This is a genomic window from Pseudomonas sp. DR48 (assembly GCF_019823085.1).
Taxonomy (GTDB): domain Bacteria; phylum Pseudomonadota; class Gammaproteobacteria; order Pseudomonadales; family Pseudomonadaceae; genus Aquipseudomonas.
The window spans coordinates 7,171,054-7,186,635 of the sequence record NZ_CP081946.1 but is presented as its reverse complement, the minus strand read 5'-3'; the positions used below and the strand labels follow the sequence as shown (position 1 = coordinate 7,186,635).

Here is a 15,582-nt window from a genome sequence, read left to right as displayed (position 1 = left end):
TATTCGCAATGAAAACTGGTAAAGAACTGAAACCCGGTACCGTGATCCGTCTCGAAAACGATCCTTGGCTGGTTCAGAAAGCTGAATTCACCAAATCCGGTCGTAACAGCGCGATCATGAAGACCAAGCTGAAAAACCTGCTGACCGGTTACAAGACCGAAATCGTTTACAGCGCCGACGACAAACTGGACGACGTAATCCTCGACCGCAAAGAAGCGACCCTGTCCTTCATCAGCGGCGACACCTACACGTTCATGGACACCACCGACTACACCATGTACGAGCTGAACGCTGAAGACATCGAAGCCGTTCTGCCTTTCGTTGAAGAAGGCATGACCGATGTTTGCGAAGCGATCTTCTTCGAAGAGCGTCTGGTTTCCGTAGAACTGCCGACCACCATCGTGCGTCAGGTTGACTACACCGAAGGTTCCGCTCGTGGTGACACTTCCGGCAAGGTAATGAAGCCTGCCAAACTGAAGAACGGTACCGAGCTGTCGGTTGCTGACTTCATCGAAATCGGCGACATGATCGAGATCGATACCCGCGAAGGCGGTTCCTACAAAGGCCGTGCTAAATAAGCACTGCTTCAGGAATGAAAAAGCCCGACCATTGAGTCGGGCTTTTTTGTGCCTGCCAGAAACACACAGGCCTCTGCGGGAGCGCTAATTCTTCAGGTGTTGCTTGAGCTCTTCGCAGACTGGCTAACCACTTCAGCGCTTAGACAGTCACGTGCAGGCGCACGTCGACGTTGCCACGGGTGGCGTTCGAGTACGGGCAGACCTGGTGGGCGGCGTCGACCAGGCTTTGCGCGTCGGCTTGTTCGAGACCCGGCAGGCTGATGTGCAAATCGATGTCCAGACCGAAGCCGCCAGGGATCTGGCCGATGCCGACATGGGCGGTGATCGATGCGTCGTTGGGGATGCTGCGCTTGGTCTGGCTGGCGACAAATTTCAGTGCGCCGATGAAGCAGGCAGAGTAACCGGCGGCGAACAGTTGTTCAGGGTTGGTTGCTGCGCCGCCGGCACCGCCGAGCTCTTTTGGCGTGGCGAGTTTGACGTCGAGGATGTTGTCGCTGGAAACCGCACGACCGTCACGGCCGCCAGTGGAGGTTGCGATTGCGGTGTAGAGAGTTTGCATGATGTGAGCCTCGTTCGGGTTTGAGTGTTCTGCGCTAAATGTTTGCGCGCTAAGTAAGTGCGGAGTGAATGTATCGCGCTAATAGTTAGCGCGCAAGATAAATTTTAAAAAAAGTTTTGGTTTTCAGGCGGGTGTTGGTTGGGAGTACTGAGATAGAGCTGTCGCAGCCAGATTTTCGACGAAGGTTTTTTAAGTGGCGCGGGGCAGAGAGGACTGCGCAAAACAAATGTGGGAGCGAGCTTGCTCGCGATTAGCGGTGTGTCATTCAGCATTGATGTTGACTGAAGCACCGCTAATCGCGAGCAGGCTCGCTCCCACAGGGGATTTGTGGGGGGTTGAGATTCAGAGGCTGTCTTGCAGATTACTGCGCAGGTCCTGAAGCTCCGCTTGCAGCTTCTGCAGATGCTCCAGCGTCTGTCCGCTGGCAGCGAGGATGCACTGGGGAATGCTGCGTGCCTTGTCGCGCAATGCGCGTCCCTGTTCGGTGAGTTCGACAATCACCACCCGTTCGTCTTCACGACTGCGGGTACGGGTCAGCAGGCCTTCGACTTCCAGGCGTTTGAGCAGAGGCGTCAGTGAGCCGGGATCGGTCAGCAACTGCGAGCTGATTTCACCGACGGTCAATCCGTCCTTCTGCCACAACACCATCATCGCCAGGTATTGCGGATAGGTCAGGCCCAGCGCCTGCAATAGCGGCTTGTAGACCTTGGTCATCAGCAGCGAAGTGGAATGCAGGGCGAAGCAGATCTGGTTATCCAGCAGCAGTTGTTCGTAGGTGTCAGGGGTGTTGCGCTCGGTGTCCATTTCAAAACCTTGATCAGTCATCGTCATGAATCTAGCGGGCGAATCTTTAATGCGCCAGATAATTCTGGACTAGTGGCGATCCAGGTTGTTCTGTAATGGCAAATCCCAAGGAGGATGGGGTCGAAGCTGGTCTTCAGGTATTCGAGGGTTTCCACAGCTGTTGTGCCTTGCTTTGCGTTTCGCCGCCAGCGTCGACTGCGTAGGATGGGCGGCCTGACTAAAGGAAAATCGCTTGTGATTGATATCTTCATGTACCTGGCCTTCGGCGCAGCGTTGGGAACCCTGGGCGGCATCTTCGGCATCGGCGGCGGCTTGATCGCGATACCGTTGCTCGGTGTGTTGTGCGGTATGGATCAACAGATCGCCCAAGGCACGGCGCTGGTGATGGTGGTGCCCAATGTGATGCTGGCGCTGTGGCGTTATCACCAGCGCAATCGCATCGAAATGCGTCATGCGCTGCCGTTGGCCGCGATGGGGTTCTGCTTTGCCTGGCTTGGTTCGATCTGGGCCGTCGGGATCGACGCACAAACCATGCGAATCGGCTTCGTCGCCTTCCTGATTGTCCTGTCGGCTTACAACCTGGTGCGCATGTTTACCGCCAACGCACCGGCCTCTGCGCAGATGCGCTATTCCTGGCCATGGTTGGGAGTATTGGGTGCGGCATCCGGCACCATGGGCGGATTGTTCGGGGTTGGCGGTGCAGTGGTGGCAACGCCGGTGTTGACCAGCGTGTTCGGCACCACCCAGGTGGTGGCTCAGGGGTTATCGCTGGCATTGGCGCTGCCCAGCACCGGCGTCACCCTGGTGACTTATGCGGTGCACCATCAAGTGAACTGGCTGGTCGGTCTGCCCTTGGCGGTCGGTGGTTTGATGAGCATCAGTTGGGGCGTGAGGATTGCCCACGCCATGCCGGAGCGGCTGCTGCGCGGGTTGTTCTGCGGATTTCTGGTGCTGTGCGCGGTGATGCTCGCGTTTAAAGTTTGAAGCCTTCGACGATATGCTCGGCCAGACACTCGGTGATCGGTGACGGGTTGTGCAGGTTGCGCACCAGCATGATGCAGGCTTCCGGCAACAGCGGCAGCTCTTCGGCGGCACCGAGGATGCGCATGTCCGGCGTGATCAGGCTTTCCAGTTGCGCGGTGACGGCCAGACCGGCGCTGACCACGGCCATCAGTGCCGACAGACTCGAACTGTTATAGGCGATGCGGTAATCACGCCCCATCGCGTCCAGCGCATTACACGCCCATAGCCTGCAGAAACAATCACTGTTGAACATCGCCAGTGGCAGCGGCGTCTGCTCATGGGCGCTGAAGCATTGCGCTTCGGCCCAAACAAAGCGCTCCTTGCGCAGTAACTGGCCAATTTCGGTGCCCGGCTCCCGAGTGATGATCGACAGATCGAGGTCCTGACGCTGCAGCAACTGCTTGGTTGATTCGCAGTGAACTTCGATCTGGATCAGCGGATAGATCTTGGCAAAGCGCGACAAAATCCCAGGCAGGAAGCGCATCACGTAATCATCCGGTGTACCGATGCGCACCGTGCCGATCATGTGCGGCTCGCGCAGGGTATTGAAGACTTCGCTGTGGAGTTTGAGAATGCGCCGCGCATAGCCCAGCAGCACCTGGCCTTCCGCCGTCAGCTTGACCTGACGCCCGTCGCGCTCAAACAACTGGCGCTGCAATACGTCTTCTTCCAGGCGTTTCATCTGCATGCTGACCGCGGACTGCGTGCGGTTGACCAGTTCACCGGCACGGGTAAAACCGCCTTGATCGGCGATGGCGACAAAGGTGCGCAGTACATCGGTATCGATACTGGGGTACGCCGACATCCATCAATCTCCGAGATGGTTACCATCAGAAACATTCGTTGGATTGATCTTAGCGCTGGGGCGAGACTTGAGCCATCCCCAACGGAGGACATCAAGATGAAAGGTCATAACGAACATGTAACGGAAGAAAAATTCTCAATCCACGCGGTATCCGATCTGCTGCACAAGTTTAGTCGCTGGTACGAACTTCATCGTGAGCGTGAACTGCTGGCGAGCTTGAGCGACGAAGCACTGAAAGACATCGGCGTGAGTCGTGCGGATGTAGAGCATGAATCGGTCAGACCGTTCTGGGACGATCCAATGCATAAATGATGAGTTCATCGCTACTCAAACCCCTTCCCGGTGAGGTAGGTTGCGAGCAGACAGGGAGATGCTCATGCCCGCAACAGTGTCCTTTACCCTCAAACAGGCTCGACGTCTGGCGCTGGCCGCCCAAGGGTTCAACGGGCGGCAACCGCCAGCGGCGATCAAACCGGTTCAGCTCAACCGGCTGATCGAACGACTGGGCATTGTGCAGATCGATTCGGTCAATGCATTGGTGCGCTCGCACTACCTTCCGCTATTTTCCCGCCTTGGTAATTACCCTCCCGATTTGCTCGACCAGGCTGCCTGGAGTCAGGGCCGTCGACGCACGTTGTTTGAGTATTGGGGCCACGAAGCCTCGTTGCTGCCCTTGTCGATGTATCCCCTGATGCGCTGGCGCATGCAGCGTGCAACCCGCGGCGAAGACATCTATCAGCAACTGGCGCGATTCGGACGTGAGCAGCAAGACACAATTCGTCGGGTCCTGGCTTCGGTCGAGGAACTCGGTGCCTTGGGCGCAGGAAGCCTGTCGACCCGTCAAGAGCGGGCAGGGCCGTGGTGGGATTGGAGCGACGAGAAGCATGCGCTGGAATGGTTATTCGCCACCGGTGAAGTCACCGTCGCTGGCCGGCGTGGTTTCGAGCGCCTCTATGACCTGCCTGAGCGGGTGATTCCTTCGGCAATACTGCAACAGCCACTGCTCAGTGAGGCCGAGGCCCAGCGCGGGCTGTTGTTACACGCGGCGACGGCGTTGGGTGTCGGGACGGAAAAGGACTTGCGCGATTATTTTCGCCTGAACCCGGCGGACAGTCGGCCGCGGCTGGCGGAACTGGTGGAAGCGGGTGAGTTGCAGACTTGTGAGGTTCAGGGCTGGCGCCAACCGGCTTACTGCCTGCCCGAGCCGAAAGTGCCGCGCAAAGTCGAGGCCAGCGCGTTGCTGTCACCTTTTGATTCGCTGATCTGGGAGCGCAGTCGAACCGAGCGCTTGTTCGATTTCCGTTACCGGCTGGAGATCTATACGCCTCAGGGCAAGCGGGTCTACGGCTATTACGTGTTGCCGTTTCTGCACAATGAACAGATAGCCGCGCGGGTTGACCTGCGCGCTGAGCGAGCGTTGAGCCGCTTGGCAGTGCATGCCGTGCATGAGGAAGAGTCGGGGCTGGATGAAGCCGGGATGCTGGCGTTGGCGGTGAATCTGCGGCAGATGGCGGATTGGTTGGGGCTTGAGCGGATTCAGTTGAATTGTCAGCGCGAGAGTGCGGCGCGGTTGCGGGTGGCATTGGCTCGGATTGGCGGTGACTGACGTTGCCCCCATCGCGAGCTTGCTCGCGATGGGGGCGATGCGGTTTAGCGTCGAACCTGCTTCAAGGTCTCGGCAATCAGAAACGCCAACTCCAGCGACTGATCGGCATTCATCCGCGGATCACAATGAGTGTGATACCGGTCCGACAACCCGTCTTCAGTAATCGGCCGCGCGCCACCAATGCATTCGGTCACGTTCTGCCCGGTCATCTCGATGTGGATACCGCCGGCATAACTGCCTTCCGCTTGATGAACCTGGAAGAACTGTTTCACCTCGCCGAGGATCTGCGCGAAGTCGCGGGTCTTGTAGCCGCTGCTGGCCTTGATGGTATTGCCGTGCATCGGGTCCGAACTCCAAAGCACCTGCTTGCCTTCTCGCTGTACGGCGCGGATCAGTTGCGGCAAGTGATCGCCAACCTTGTTCGCACCCATCCGCGCGATCAGGTTCAAGCGACCTGGATCGTTGTCCGGGTTGAGCACGTCGATCAGGCGGATCAGGTCATCAGGGTTCATGCTCGGGCCGACCTTGACCCCGATCGGGTTGTTCACCCCACGCAGGAATTCGACGTGGGCGCCGTCGAGCTGGCGAGTGCGGTCGCCGATCCACAGCATGTGCGCCGAGCAATCGTAATAATCGTTGGTCAGGCTGTCGCGGCGCACGAAGGCTTCTTCGTAGTTCAGCAGCAAGGCTTCGTGGGCGGTGAAGAAACTGGTCTCGCGCAATTGTGGCGAGCTGTCCATGCCGCAGGCGCGCATGAAGGCCAGGGTTTCATCGATGCGATCGGCCAGGTGGCTGTATTTTTCAGCCAGCGCCGAGTTGGCGATGAAGTCCAGGTTCCATTTGTGCACCTGATGCAGATCGGCAAACCCGCCCTGGGCGAAGGCACGCAGCAGGTTCAGGGTTGCGGTGGACTGATGATACGACTGCAGCAGGCGTTCCGGGTCCGGCACGCGGCTCTTTTCGTCGAAGCCGATACCGTTGACGATGTCGCCACGGTAGGCGGGCAGGGTGACGCCATCGATGGTTTCGTCGTTGGACGAACGCGGCTTGGCGAACTGACCGGCCATGCGCCCGACCTTGACCACCGGACAACCGGCGGCGAAGGTCATGACGATCGCCATTTGCAGCAGCACTTTGAAGGTGTCGCGAATTTTCGCGGCGGAAAACTCGGCGAAGCTCTCGGCGCAGTCGCCACCTTGCAGCAGAAACGCGCGGCCTTGGGTCACTTCGGCAAACTGACGGCGCAACTCCCGAGCCTCACCGGCAAACACCAGCGGCGGATAACTGGCCAGGGTTTGCTCGACCTGCTGCAAATGTGCGGCGTCAGGGTAGTGGGGTTGTTGCTGGATCGGCAGGGCGCGCCAGCTGTCAGGACTCCAGGGTTGGCTCATCATGTTCTCTAGGTTTTTCCGCTCGGACCTCCATGTTATCAGCAAATTAGTGCGTGACCTGTTCCGGTCGCTTCGCGGACAATCGCGCCTTTGCCGCTTCATGTTGCGGTTTATCGCGTTGCCGGGCCGGTGACGATCAGGAGACGAAATGACTGAGGAGCGCGTCGAGCATCTGCTCGCCGAGGTACAGGATGAGTTCGGCGTGATTCGCGTGCTGGAAGTGGCCGATTACCGGTTTCTGGAGTTCGGTGATGCCATCGAGCAGAGCTGCGTATTTACCGCCGATCCAAGCTGGCTCGAGTACGATTACACGCGGGCAATGCTGATTGGCGCGCTGTGTCACGAACACCCGGAAAGTGCTTTGTTTCTGGGGCTCGGGGCCGGCACGCTGACTCAGGCGTGCCTCAAGTTTCTGCCGCTCGAAGACGTCGAAGCCATCGAGTTGCGCCCGGACGTGCCGCGCCTGGCCATCGAATACCTTGGGCTGGATGACGATCCGCGTCTTTACATTCGCGTCGGCGATGCACTGGAGCTGCTGGAGACGGCAGAGCCGGCGGACCTGATCTTTGTCGACCTTTACACCGATGTCGGCCCGGGTGTCGGGCATCTGGCGTGGGGTTTTCTGGAAAACTGTCAGAAACGCCTGAATCCGGGTGGCTGGCTGGTGATCAATCAATGGGCCACCGACGACGGCAAACCATTAGGCGCGGCGCTGTTACGCGGGCTCTATCACCGCCATTACTGGGAGCTGCCGGTGAAGGAGGGCAACGTGATTCTGCTGGTGCCTTCGGAACTGGACCAGGAGCTGGACATGGATGGGCTGATTGCCCGGGCTGAAGGGTTGGCGCCGCGGTTGGGCTATTCGTTGCAGTCGTTGATCAAGGCGATTCGCCCGGCGACATGATTGGGTGTCTGTGAAGGCCCTTCGCGGGCAAGCCCGCTCCCACAGTTATTTGCATCGATCACAAAACCTGTGGGAGCGGGCTTGCCCGCGAAGGGGCCTCATAGCCAACACATCCCTCAAATCCCTTTAAAGACGCCGGGCCGTTTTTCGATCATCGACCGCACACCTTCCTTGGCATCCTCGCTCGCCAACAGCTTCTTCACCAGCGGCGGTAACGCCTTTGCCGCCACGGTTTCCCCTTCATAACGAGCCTGGCGCGCAGACATCAACGTCGCCTGTACCCCCAGCGGGGCCTGCCGGGCAATGCGCTCAGCCAATTCAATCGCCCGCGGCAGCAGATCCTCGCTGGCCATGACTTCCTGCACCAACCCCAGGTGCAGCGCGTCATGGGCGTCGAATTCATCGCCGGTCAGCAGCCAGCGCATGGCATTGCCCCAGCCGGCGACTTGATGCAAGCGCAAGGTGGCACCGCCGAAGGGGAAGATCCCGCGCTGCACTTCTTTCTGGGCAAAACGGGTATTGCTGGCGCAGAGATTGATGTCGGCGGCCAGCATCAACTCGATACCGATGGTCAGGCAGTAGCCTTGGGCGGCGACAATCACCGGTTTGCTGACCCTGGGTCCGGCAAACACACCCCACGGATCGCAACCTCCGGGCGGCGCCTGCCAGCCTTCGGCCAGGGCCGCGCTGGCGCTGACCAGGTCGAGCCCGGCGGTGAAATGCTCGCCATGACCGAACACCACGGCCACACGCGCCTCGCTGTCGGCCTCGAACTCGCCATAGGCCAGGCTCAGTTCATTTAGCAGGTCGAGGTCGAACGCATTGCGCTTGGCCACCCGATCCAGGCCGATCATCAGGACATGACCGTGTCGCTCGCGGGTTACACGACTGGAGCCGGACTGATTCATGAAGCTTTTCCTCGGGGCGCAAAGGAGAGGTCAGACCGAAGGTCTGCATCGCAAGGGTGAACCGTTTTAGCGTCATCGTCAGCGGGGCCGGGCCTTTGAAAAATAGACCGTTGCACAAATATCCGCAAAGCCTGTGACACAACGGTGAATCCGTCAGTTTTCCGACAAATAATGCTCCCTTTTTGGGCGAATTCCGGTATAGTGCGCGCCGGCCTTTAACCGGGCCGCGTTTAGGTAGCGCAATTCCCCGAAGTCAGCTTCGGCTGCACGTCCGCACAGCGGACTCTCCCTTAACGAATCTTTTTCATTCATTCGTTTTCGCAAATCCCCGCCGACAAAGCAGCCAGGGCGACTCTTGAGTCTTACACGGCATGCGCAGCTTTGGAGCATGGGTCTTTGCGGATGCACTTAGAGGCAGACCCATGACCCAGGAAACCGGCGGCTTCGCCGCTTTTAATCTTAATCCGAATATCCTTGCAGCCGTCATCGCGACCGGCTACGAAGAGCCTTCGGCTATTCAGCAGCAATCGATCCCGATCATCATGGCCGGTCACGACATGATTGGTCAGGCGCAAACCGGTACGGGTAAAACCGCCGCGTTCGCCCTGCCGATCCTGCATCGCATCGATCCTGCAAAGCGCGAGCCGCAAGCCCTGATCCTGGCGCCAACCCGTGAGTTGGCGCTGCAAGTAGCAACCGCTTTCGAAACCTACGCCAAGCAAATGCCGGGCGTTACCGTTGTGGCCGTTTACGGCGGCGCCCCGATGGGCCCACAACTGAAAGCAATCCGTAATGGCGCACAGATCGTTGTCGCCACTCCGGGCCGTCTGTGCGACCACCTGCGTCGCGACGAAAAAGTCCTGTCGACCGTGAACCACCTGGTTCTGGACGAAGCGGACGAAATGCTCAAACTGGGTTTCATGGACGACCTCGAAGTCATCTTCAAGGCTCTGCCTCCAACCCGTCAGACCGTATTGTTCTCGGCCACCTTGCCGCAGTCTATCCGTGCCATTGCCGAACGCCATCTGCGCGATCCGCAACACGTGAAGATCCAGACCAAGACTCAGACCGTTACCGCGATCGAACAGGCTCACCTGTTGGTTCACGCTGACCAGAAGACCTCGGCTGTATTGAGCCTGCTGGAAGTGGAAGACTTCGACGCCCTGATCATGTTCGTGCGCACCAAGCAAGCGACCCTGGACCTGGCCAGTGCCCTGGAAGCCAAAGGCTACAAAGCCGCTGCGCTGAACGGTGACATTGCCCAGAACCAACGTGAGCGCGTAATCGAATCCCTCAAGGATGGCCGTCTGGACATCGTTGTGGCGACCGACGTTGCTGCTCGTGGCCTGGACGTTCCGCGTATCACTCACGTGTTCAACGTGGATATGCCTTACGACCCGGAATCCTACGTTCACCGTATCGGCCGTACTGGCCGTGCCGGTCGCGAAGGTCGTGCGCTGTTGCTGGTGACTCCACGTGAGCGCCGCATGCTGCAAGTGATCGAGCGTGTAACCGGTCAAAAGGTTGCCGAAGTTCGCCTGCCGGATGCCCAGGCTGTTCTCGATGCTCGCATCAAGAAGTTGACCAACAGCCTGTCGCCGCTGGTCGCTGATGCCGAATCGACTCACGGTGAACTGCTGGATCGCCTGACTGCCGACATCGGTTGCACCCCGCGTGCACTGGCCGCTGCTCTGCTGCGCAAGGCAACCAACGCCCAGGCGCTGACCCTGGCCGCGATCGAGAAAGAACGTCCACTGGTGCCGAACAACGCACCGCGTGGCGATCGTCCAGAGCGTACCGGTGATCGTCCGGACCGTGGTGATCGTGAGCGTCGTGCTCCGGTTCCACTGGCCGAAGGTCGTGCCCGTTGCCGTACCGCGCTGGGTGCGCGTGACGGTATCGCCGCCAAGAACCTGTTGGGCGCTATCCTCAACGAGGGTGGCTTGGCGCGTGAAGCGATCGGTCGCATCCAGGTGCGTGACAGCTTCAGCCTCGTCGAACTGCCTGAAGATGGTCTGGAGCGTCTGCTGACCAAGCTTAAGGACACTCGCGTTGCTGGTAAGCAGTTGAAGCTGCGTCGCTATCGCGAAGATTGATCCGCTCTCGGGCTGATTGATCGCACATAAAAAATCCCCGACTGGTTCGGGGATTTTTTTTTGCCTGCGATTTATGCCTGCTCGTGTAGGGCGTGAATCGGTTTACAGGTTATCCAAACCGGTAAATGTCCATGCCCAACGCTCCCATGGTGAATCCTTGATGGGCAATGTTGAACGCTCCGCCGGCACCCCGGGCAAAGTACAACGGCAGTAAATGCTCATCGCTGGGATGATTGCGCGCCGCGTTCGGTGCCTGCTGACGATAATCGTGCAGCGCGGCTTCATCGTTGGCCGCGAGTTTTTCAATCATCCAGTCACGAAAGGATTTCGCCCAAGGCTCCACGCTTTCCGGGCCGGCATGCCAGTCCAGTTCGCGCAGGTTATGGGTGATGCTGCCGGAGCCGATCAATAGCACGCCGTGTTCGCGCAGGCTTGCCAGCGCATGACCGACACGGGTTTGCAGGGCCGGACCGCCACGGGTTGGCAGCGACACTTGCACCACCGGAATGTCGGCCTGCGGGTACATCAATGACAGCGGCACCCAGACGCCGTGATCGAACGGCCGCTTGGCGTCGATGCGCGCCGGCAATTCAGCAGCCTTCAATAACTCGACAACCTCTGCCGCCAGTTGCGGATCACCGGGCGCGGGGTATTGCACCTCGAACAAGGCCTTGGGGAAACCACCGAAGTCATGCCAAGTGTCGGGCTGCGGGTTGCCGCCGACCAGCAGCTCGTTGCTTTCCCAGTGCGCGGATACAATCACGATGGCCCTGGGCTTGGGCATTTGTGCAGCCAGGCGCGCGAGAGCCGGACCGCTGGCACCCGGTTCCAGTGCCAACATCGGCGAGCCATGGGATATGTACAGGCTGGGGAACATGAAAGAGCTCCTGAGGGGTAAGATGGCACCATCTTCAGTCAGATCATTGATCTAAATCTAATATAAGTTTTAGAGTCTTTTGATCGAATTTTCGGGATTAATTATGCAGCCGGAGTTTTGGCACAAGCGGTGGACGTCGAATCAGATCGGCTTTCACCTGCCGCAAGTGAATCCATATCTGCAACGGTACTGGCCGCAGCTGGACCTGGAAGAGGGCTCGCGCGTACTGGTGCCTTTGTGTGGCAAAAGCCTGGACCTGCTGTGGCTGGCGAAATGCGGTCACGAGGTGCTGGGGGTCGAGTTGTCGGAAAAAGCGGTGGAAGACTTTTTCCACGAGCATCAATTTGACCCGGATGTCAGCGACCAAGGCCCTTTCACGGTCTATCGCGCAGGCTCGATCGAAATCTGGTGTGGTGATTTCTTCGCGCTGACGGCTGGCGATGTTGCCGATTGCAGCGCGCTGTACGACCGCGCTGCGCTGATCGCCTTGCCGCCGAAGATGCGTGAGCAATACGCCGAACATCTGAAGCGGATCGTGCCGAAGGATTCCCTGGGTCTGTTGATTACCCTGGATTACGACCAGGCACAAATGGAAGGGCCGCCATTTGCCGTGCTGGATAACGAAGTGCAGCGGCTGTTCGGCTCATCGTGGACGTTGAAGATTCTCGAGGATCAGGACGTGTTGAGCGAGAACGGGAAGTTCATCGAGAACGGCCTGACGCGGCTGGAAGAACGGGTGTATCGGGTTTCCAGCTGATAGGTTGTAGCCCCTTCGCTCGCAAGCCCCATTAGACCGTGCCCGTTTAAACGACTCGGTCAACTGTGGGAGCGGGCTTGCTCGCGAAGGCGCCCAGAAGAGCGCCACACTCATCATCAGACAAAAAAAGGCCCGCATCGCTGCGGGCCTTTTCTATTGGTGCGGAACCGATCAGCCCCGACGACGCAACGCGTCGATACGCTCTTCCAGCGGCGGGTGGCTCATGAACATGCGGGCGAACCCTTGCTTGATGCCACCATTGATGCCAAAGGCGTTCAAGGTGTCCGGCATGTGCACCGGCAGACCTTGTTCGGCCCGCAGGCGCTGCAGGGCCCCGATCATTGCGCCGGTACCGGCCAGCCGTGCGCCGGCTTCGTCAGCACGGAATTCACGTTTGCGCGAGAACCACATGACGATCGAGCTAGCCAGAATGCCCAGGACCAGTTCGGCGAAGATGGTCGCCACGTAATAAGCGATGCCCTGGCCTTCTTCGTTCTTGAAAATCACCTTGTCGACGAAGTTGCCGATGATCCGGGCGAAGAACATCACGAAGGTGTTCACCACGCCCTGGATCAATGCCAGGGTCACCATGTCGCCATTGGCCACGTGGCCGATTTCGTGGGCCAGAACCGCCTTCACTTCATCCGGCGAGAATCGCTCGAGCAAGCCCTGGCTGACCGCGACCAGTGCGTCGTTCTTGTTCCAGCCCGTGGCGAACGCGTTCGCCTCGTACGCCGGGAAAATCCCGACTTCGGGCATCTTGATCCCGGCTTCGCGGGACAGTTGCTCGACGGTCTGCAGCAGCCATTGTTCATGACGGGTGCGTGGCTGGCTGATGATTTGGGTGCTGGTGCTCATCTTCGCCATCCACTTGGAGATGAACAGCGAGAACAACGAGCCTGCGAAACCAAAGACCGCACAGAAAATCAGCAGCTGATTGAGGTTGAGATCAACCCCGTTGGCCGCCATGAACCCGTTGAAGCCGAAAAGGCTCAGGGTGATGCTGGCAATCAGCACGACCGCCAGGTTAGTGGCCAAAAACAGCAGGATGCGCATCATGGTTGTAGAAATCTCCTCATGCTAAAGATGTAGCGTACTGCGGGGTATATAAGGTGCTGCACCGGGCTATTCAACCGGGTGACTATTTCAAACTGTGTCCTACGGCAACAGTCTAGCTGCATGCAGGGCATTTCCGAGGTTGATGCGCGATGTGTTTGTCAGCCGATTCGCGTCCCGGACCCCGTCGTTGTTAGGCGCGGCCACGCAACGTGGCAAGAGCCAGCGTTGGCGGCGGTGATGTCAGGCGGGACGCAGAGATATGTTGCTGAATCAATCACCGTGCGACATTCGTAGGCGCCGCACGGTAACAGTCCGCTTACTGGCGATAGGTTTTGAGGAAGTTGCCGATCCGGCCGATGGCCATGTCCAGATCATCGACCCGCGGCAGGGTCACGACGCGGAAGTGGTCCGGCCAAGGCCAGTTGAACGCCGTGCCTTGTACCACCAGCAGCTTCTCGGAGAGCAGCAGGTCGAGCACGAATTTTTCATCGTTGTGGATCGGGCAGACTTTCGGGTCGATCCGCGGGAACGCATACAACGCACCCATCGGCTTGACGCAGCTCACGCCCGGAATATCGTTGAGCAGTTCCCAGGTACGATTGCGTTGTTCCAGCAGGCGACCTTGCGGCAGCACCAGGTCGTTGATGCTTTGGTAACCGCCCAGGGCGGTCTGGATCGCGTGTTGGCTCGGCACGTTGGCACACAGGCGCATGTTGGCCAGCATGTCGATGCCCTCAATGTAGCTCTGGGCGTGGTGTTTCGGACCGGAAATGGCGATCCAGCCGGAACGGAATCCGGCGACGCGATAGGACTTGGACAGGCCGTTGAAGGTCAGGCACAACAGGTCCGGCGCCAGGGATGCGGTGCAGATGTGCACCGCATCGTCGTACAGGATCTTGTCGTAGATTTCGTCGGAAAAAACCACCAGGTTGTGCTGGCGGGCCAGTTCGAGCATGCCCAGCAGCACTTCCCTGGAGTACACCGCGCCGGTCGGGTTGTTCGGGTTGATGATCACCAGCGCCTTGGTGTTCGGGGTGATTTTGGCCTTGATGTCAGCCAGGTCCGGCCACCAGTTGGCCTGCTCGTCGCACAGGTAATGCACCGGGTTGCCGCCGGACAGGCTGACAGCGGCGGTCCACAGCGGGTAGTCCGGGGCCGGCACGAGTACTTCGTCGCCATTGTTCAGCAATGCCTGCATCGACATCACGATCAGCTCGGAAACGCCGTTGCCCAGGTAGATGTCTTCAATGCCGACACCTTCGACCTGTTTTTGTTGGTAATACTGCATGACGGCTTTGCGCGCGCTGAACAGGCCCTTCGAATCGCTGTAGCCCTGGGCGGTCGGCAGATTGCGGATCACGTCCTGAAGGATTTCATCCGGCGCTTCGAAACCAAAAGGCGCCGGGTTGCCGATGTTCAGCTTGAGGATGCGATGGCCTTCCTCTTCCAGGCGTTTGGCGTGCTTGAGCACTGGGCCGCGAATGTCGTAGCAGACGTTGGCGAGCTTGTTCGATTTGCTGACCTGCATGGCGATGTGTTCCCGAAAATGAACGATCCAGGCGTCGTATGAACGACCGTGCTGGGAATCCTGCGTCTTCACACAGGTCTGACGCCTTGAGTCGCGGCATTCATAATCCGTTTGAATGCGCGTGGCGTGGCTGCCAGACTGGCGTTTGACGAGGCGCAATCATACGTGCCGCCTGATCCGTGGAAAAGATACAGATCGGGCTTTTTCAGCTGCTGAGGTGTGACGATGGAAAAGTTGGATAAAACCCTGGAAGAATGGAAGGCAATGCTCGATCCGGAGCAATACAACGTTTGCCGCCTCAAGGGCACCGAACGTCCGTTCTCCGGTAAATACAACGACACCAAGACCGACGGTGTGTACCACTGCATCTGCTGCAATGAGCCGTTGTTCGACTCCAAGACCAAGTTCGACTCCGGCTGCGGCTGGCCGAGCTTTTACGCGCCGATCGGTGACAGTGCGATGGTCGAGATCCGTGACGTCAGCCACGGCATGATCCGCACGGAAGTGGTCTGCGCCAAATGTGATGCACACCTGGGCCACGTGTTTCCGGACGGCCCGCCGCCGACCGGCCTGCGTTATTGCATCAACTCGGTGTGCCTGGACCTGGTGCCGCGCGAGTAAGAATTCGGGAGCGATCCATTGATCGCTCATCGGATTATTAAATTGCACACAATTCAATTGCTCGCT

Annotated in this window: 16 protein-coding genes; 8 read left to right on the top strand and 8 right to left on the bottom strand. The window is 58.9% G+C overall.

All coding sequences use genetic code 11. The features are described from left to right. Positions 1 to 8: 8 nt before the first annotated feature. Positions 9 to 578, top strand: a complete 570-nt coding sequence (locus K5K95_RS32650; protein ID WP_007943632.1) for an elongation factor P — start codon at positions 9 to 11, stop codon at positions 576 to 578. 139 nt (positions 579 to 717) lie between these two features. On the opposite strand, the gene K5K95_RS32645 is transcribed toward K5K95_RS32650, so the two are convergent. Together K5K95_RS32645 and K5K95_RS32640 are read right to left on the bottom strand one after the other, a co-directional pair. Beyond that, complete coding sequence (locus tag K5K95_RS32645) at positions 718 to 1,137, bottom strand: organic hydroperoxide resistance protein (RefSeq protein ID WP_047527178.1); 420 nt, start codon at positions 1,135 to 1,137, stop codon at positions 718 to 720. Positions 1,138 to 1,479: 342 nt separating this feature from the next. Continuing rightward, positions 1,480 to 1,941, bottom strand: coding sequence for a MarR family winged helix-turn-helix transcriptional regulator (locus K5K95_RS32640; RefSeq protein WP_222590497.1), 462 nt, complete (start codon positions 1,939 to 1,941; stop codon positions 1,480 to 1,482). A 249-nt stretch (positions 1,942 to 2,190) separates the two neighbouring features. Between K5K95_RS32640 and K5K95_RS32635 the strand changes: the two genes are divergently transcribed. After that, the gene (locus K5K95_RS32635) at positions 2,191 to 2,925 is read left to right on the top strand and encodes a sulfite exporter TauE/SafE family protein (protein ID WP_409999747.1); all 735 of its coding nucleotides are present in this window, start codon (positions 2,191 to 2,193) and stop codon (positions 2,923 to 2,925) included. Here K5K95_RS32635 and K5K95_RS32630 read toward each other — a convergent pair. Continuing rightward, positions 2,915 to 3,769: a LysR family transcriptional regulator gene (locus K5K95_RS32630; protein WP_222587866.1), complete on the bottom strand. Its 855-nt coding sequence runs from the start codon at positions 3,767 to 3,769 to the stop codon at positions 2,915 to 2,917. The genes K5K95_RS32635 and K5K95_RS32630 overlap by 11 nt on opposite strands. A gap of 96 nt (positions 3,770 to 3,865) precedes the next feature. On the opposite strand from K5K95_RS32630, the gene K5K95_RS32625 reads away from it, so the two are divergent. Both K5K95_RS32625 and K5K95_RS32620 read left to right on the top strand, forming a co-directional pair. After that, positions 3,866 to 4,081 (top strand): DUF1127 domain-containing protein, encoded by a 216-nt coding sequence (locus K5K95_RS32625; RefSeq protein ID WP_010461302.1) that lies wholly within the window; start codon positions 3,866 to 3,868, stop codon positions 4,079 to 4,081. Between the two features lie 64 nt (positions 4,082 to 4,145). Continuing rightward, positions 4,146 to 5,375 carry a winged helix-turn-helix domain-containing protein gene (locus K5K95_RS32620; RefSeq protein ID WP_222587865.1) on the top strand — a complete coding sequence of 410 codons (1,230 nt, stop codon included), beginning with the start codon at positions 4,146 to 4,148 and terminating at the stop codon, positions 5,373 to 5,375. A gap of 44 nt (positions 5,376 to 5,419) precedes the next feature. On the opposite strand, the gene K5K95_RS32615 is transcribed toward K5K95_RS32620, so the two are convergent. Further along, positions 5,420 to 6,766: a class II 3-deoxy-7-phosphoheptulonate synthase gene (locus K5K95_RS32615; protein WP_222587864.1), complete on the bottom strand. Its 1,347-nt coding sequence runs from the start codon at positions 6,764 to 6,766 to the stop codon at positions 5,420 to 5,422. A 148-nt stretch (positions 6,767 to 6,914) separates the two neighbouring features. On the opposite strand from K5K95_RS32615, the gene K5K95_RS32610 reads away from it, so the two are divergent. After that, entirely contained in the window at positions 6,915 to 7,670 is a 756-nt protein-coding gene (locus K5K95_RS32610; protein WP_222587863.1) for a spermidine synthase, read from the top strand. A gap of 116 nt (positions 7,671 to 7,786) precedes the next feature. Here the strand turns inward: K5K95_RS32610 and K5K95_RS32605 are convergent, their stop codons facing one another. Then, positions 7,787 to 8,578, bottom strand: a complete 792-nt coding sequence (locus K5K95_RS32605) for a crotonase/enoyl-CoA hydratase family protein (RefSeq protein WP_222587862.1) — start codon at positions 8,576 to 8,578, stop codon at positions 7,787 to 7,789. Between the two features lie 422 nt (positions 8,579 to 9,000). Here K5K95_RS32605 and K5K95_RS32600 point away from each other — a divergent pair, with 422 nt between their 5' ends. Then, positions 9,001 to 10,674 carry a DEAD/DEAH box helicase gene (locus K5K95_RS32600; protein WP_059403638.1) on the top strand — a complete coding sequence of 558 codons (1,674 nt, stop codon included), beginning with the start codon at positions 9,001 to 9,003 and terminating at the stop codon, positions 10,672 to 10,674. Positions 10,675 to 10,783: 109 nt separating this feature from the next. On the opposite strand, the gene K5K95_RS32595 is transcribed toward K5K95_RS32600, so the two are convergent. Further along, the gene (locus K5K95_RS32595) at positions 10,784 to 11,551 is read right to left on the bottom strand and encodes a DODA-type extradiol aromatic ring-opening family dioxygenase (RefSeq protein ID WP_222587861.1); all 768 of its coding nucleotides are present in this window, start codon (positions 11,549 to 11,551) and stop codon (positions 10,784 to 10,786) included. Positions 11,552 to 11,654: 103 nt separating this feature from the next. Here K5K95_RS32595 and K5K95_RS32590 point away from each other — a divergent pair, with 103 nt between their 5' ends. Further along, complete coding sequence (locus K5K95_RS32590; protein WP_222587860.1) at positions 11,655 to 12,308, top strand: thiopurine S-methyltransferase; 654 nt, start codon at positions 11,655 to 11,657, stop codon at positions 12,306 to 12,308. 171 nt (positions 12,309 to 12,479) lie between these two features. Here K5K95_RS32590 and htpX read toward each other — a convergent pair whose 3' ends face one another. Next, positions 12,480 to 13,367 (bottom strand): protease HtpX, encoded by an 888-nt coding sequence (gene htpX, locus K5K95_RS32585; protein WP_123409452.1) that lies wholly within the window; start codon positions 13,365 to 13,367, stop codon positions 12,480 to 12,482. 316 nt (positions 13,368 to 13,683) lie between these two features. Next, on the bottom strand, positions 13,684 to 14,895 hold the full coding sequence (locus tag K5K95_RS32580) for a pyridoxal phosphate-dependent aminotransferase (RefSeq protein WP_222590496.1): 1,212 nt from the start codon (positions 14,893 to 14,895) through the stop codon (positions 13,684 to 13,686). Positions 14,896 to 15,120: 225 nt separating this feature from the next. Between K5K95_RS32580 and msrB the strand changes: the two genes are divergently transcribed. Beyond that, positions 15,121 to 15,516: a peptide-methionine (R)-S-oxide reductase MsrB gene (msrB, locus tag K5K95_RS32575; RefSeq protein ID WP_010461282.1), complete on the top strand. Its 396-nt coding sequence runs from the start codon at positions 15,121 to 15,123 to the stop codon at positions 15,514 to 15,516. The last annotated feature ends 66 nt before the right edge of the window (positions 15,517 to 15,582 follow it).

Coding starts and splice junctions, on each gene's coding strand:
- K5K95_RS32595 (WP_222587861.1), bottom strand. CDS start 11,551: ATGTTCCCCAGCCTGTACATATCCCATGGCTCGCCGATGTTGGCACTG.
- K5K95_RS32620 (WP_222587865.1), top strand. CDS start 4,146: ATGCCCGCAACAGTGTCCTTTACCCTCAAACAGGCTCGACGTCTGGCG.
- K5K95_RS32615 (WP_222587864.1), bottom strand. CDS start 6,766: ATGAGCCAACCCTGGAGTCCTGACAGCTGGCGCGCCCTGCCGATCCAG.
- K5K95_RS32640 (WP_222590497.1), bottom strand. CDS start 1,941: ATGGACACCGAGCGCAACACCCCTGACACCTACGAACAACTGCTGCTG.
- K5K95_RS32630 (WP_222587866.1), bottom strand. CDS start 3,769: ATGTCGGCGTACCCCAGTATCGATACCGATGTACTGCGCACCTTTGTC.
- K5K95_RS32635 (WP_409999747.1), top strand. CDS start 2,191: ATGTACCTGGCCTTCGGCGCAGCGTTGGGAACCCTGGGCGGCATCTTC.
- K5K95_RS32590 (WP_222587860.1), top strand. CDS start 11,655: ATGCAGCCGGAGTTTTGGCACAAGCGGTGGACGTCGAATCAGATCGGC.
- K5K95_RS32645 (WP_047527178.1), bottom strand. CDS start 1,137: ATGCAAACTCTCTACACCGCAATCGCAACCTCCACTGGCGGCCGTGAC.
- K5K95_RS32605 (WP_222587862.1), bottom strand. CDS start 8,578: ATGAATCAGTCCGGCTCCAGTCGTGTAACCCGCGAGCGACACGGTCAT.
- K5K95_RS32610 (WP_222587863.1), top strand. CDS start 6,915: ATGACTGAGGAGCGCGTCGAGCATCTGCTCGCCGAGGTACAGGATGAG.
- K5K95_RS32600 (WP_059403638.1), top strand. CDS start 9,001: ATGACCCAGGAAACCGGCGGCTTCGCCGCTTTTAATCTTAATCCGAAT.
- K5K95_RS32580 (WP_222590496.1), bottom strand. CDS start 14,895: ATGCAGGTCAGCAAATCGAACAAGCTCGCCAACGTCTGCTACGACATT.
- msrB (WP_010461282.1), top strand. CDS start 15,121: ATGGAAAAGTTGGATAAAACCCTGGAAGAATGGAAGGCAATGCTCGAT.
- K5K95_RS32650 (WP_007943632.1), top strand. CDS start 9: ATGAAAACTGGTAAAGAACTGAAACCCGGTACCGTGATCCGTCTCGAA.
- htpX (WP_123409452.1), bottom strand. CDS start 13,367: ATGATGCGCATCCTGCTGTTTTTGGCCACTAACCTGGCGGTCGTGCTG.
- K5K95_RS32625 (WP_010461302.1), top strand. CDS start 3,866: ATGAAAGGTCATAACGAACATGTAACGGAAGAAAAATTCTCAATCCAC.